The organism is Micromonospora tarensis, from assembly GCF_016803395.1.
Lineage (GTDB): Bacteria > Actinomycetota > Actinomycetes > Mycobacteriales > Micromonosporaceae > Micromonospora > Micromonospora tarensis.
In genome coordinates, this window is the sequence record NZ_JAEVHL010000479.1 from 1 (window position 1) to 1,703 (window position 1,703).

Annotated in this window: 2 protein-coding genes; one reads left to right on the top strand and one right to left on the bottom strand. The window is 73.0% G+C overall.

Features of this window, described 5'->3' with window-relative positions; translation table 11 throughout:
• Window positions 1-108 precede the first annotated feature (108 nt).
• A complete protein-coding gene (locus JM949_RS35725; RefSeq protein WP_238434473.1) occupies window positions 109-639 on the bottom strand; it encodes a hypothetical protein in 531 nt (176 codons plus the stop codon).
• 176 nt (window positions 640-815) lie between these two features.
• Between JM949_RS35725 and JM949_RS35730 the strand changes: the two genes are divergently transcribed.
• Window positions 816-1,700, top strand: a complete 885-nt coding sequence (locus tag JM949_RS35730) for a Vgb family protein (protein WP_203152445.1) — start codon at window positions 816-818, stop codon at window positions 1,698-1,700.
• Window positions 1,701-1,703: the final 3 nt, after the last annotated feature.

Genomic DNA, 1,703 nt, shown 5'->3' on the forward strand with positions numbered 1-1,703 from the left:
GTCCGGCTCGGGCCCGGTCCGGCTCGGGCCCGGTCCAGCCCGGTCCGGTCCGGCCCAGCCCGGTCCGGCGCCGGGTCATGGCGGACGTGGCTGGGGTTTCGGCGGTGATCAACTCGGGATCAATGAAGTCGGGGTATCCGAGGGTTCCGGACCCCCCGACTTCATGAAAACCGAGTGGATCAAGCCGCCGTGGCCGCCGTGACCGTGGCCGCCCGGGCCACCCGGGCCACGGTGACCGCCCCGGCCCGGGAAGACGCCGGCCTCGACGGCCTTGGTGATGGCATCGGCCTGCTCCTGGGTGAGCTTGCCGTCCTTGACCGCCTGGTCCAGCCGCTGCCTGAGCGCGGCCTGCCGGTCCTCGGCGGAGGGCCGCTGCGGGCGGTCCGCCGGCCGGTGCTGCTCGCGGATCTTCTGCAACGCGGCGGTCACCTTGTCGGTGGGCACGCCCAACTCCTTGGCGAGCGCCTCGGCGAACTGGTTCTGCCGGTCGGCCTTCGCGCCGGGCGCCGGGGCGGTGCTGGCGCTCGGCGTCGGGGTGTCGGCGGCGAACGCGATCGTCGGGGCGGCGATCCCGACGCCGAGGACGCCGGCGGTGGCCAGACCGGCCAGCAGGTGCTTCCTACGGATGGTGCGCGACATGCTGTCCTCCAGAGGTTCGGTCATCCTGCGATGTCGTAACCGACAGTGACCGGGCAGCCTGGGTGCAAGCCGTGGCGATCCTGTCAGCGGCCTGACAATCGCGGCAGACGAAATCGGTTGTGTCGTCGCCGGCGGACCGGTCAGGGTGGCGATCCACCGACGGAAGGACACCGCACGTGACGAGCGTCGAGATTCGGGAGATCCGGCTCGTCGAGCCGGGCGCGGGGCCGTACGACATCACGGCCGGCCCCGACGGCGCGTTGTGGCTGACGCTGGTCCATGCCGGCGCGATCGCCCGCCTGGGGGCCGACGGCGCGGTCCGCACCTACCCACTGGAGCCGCCCGGCGGTCGCCCGTTGATCATCACGGCGGGCCCGGACGGGGCGCTCTGGTTCACCCGCTCGGGGGACGACCGGATCGGTCGGATCAGCGTCGACGGTGCGCAGCGCACGATCGCCCTGCCGGCCGGCACCGGGCCGGGCGGCATCGCCGCCGGCCCCGACGGCGCGCTCTGGTACGCCGGGATGACCTCCGACACGATCGGCCGGGTGGACACCGACGGCACGGTCAGCACGTTCCCGTTGCCGGTGACCGGCGGCTTCGCCTCGATGATCACCGCCGGCGCGGACCAGGCGCTCTGGTTCACGCTCAACCAGGCGAACGCGGTCGGCCGGATCGACCTCGACGGCACTGTGACAGTGCACCCGTTGCCCACCCCGGACGCCGGCCCGGTCGGCATCACCCTCGGTTCCGATGGTGCCATCTGGTTCGTGGAGATCACCGCCGGTCAGCTCGGCCGAATCACCCCGGACGGCAGGATCGTCGAGATCCCCCTGCCGGACCGCACGGCCCGTCCGCACGCGATAGTGGCCGATCCGGCCGACGGCGCCTGGTTCACGGAGTGGGGCGCCAACCGGATCGGTCACCTGGACTCCGCCGGCCGCTTCACGCACCACGACCTGCCCACGCCCAAGGCCGAACCGCACGGCCTCACCCACACCCCCACCGGCATCTGGGCCGCCCTGGAAACCGGCGCGCTGGCCCACCTACCCACCCCCTGATCC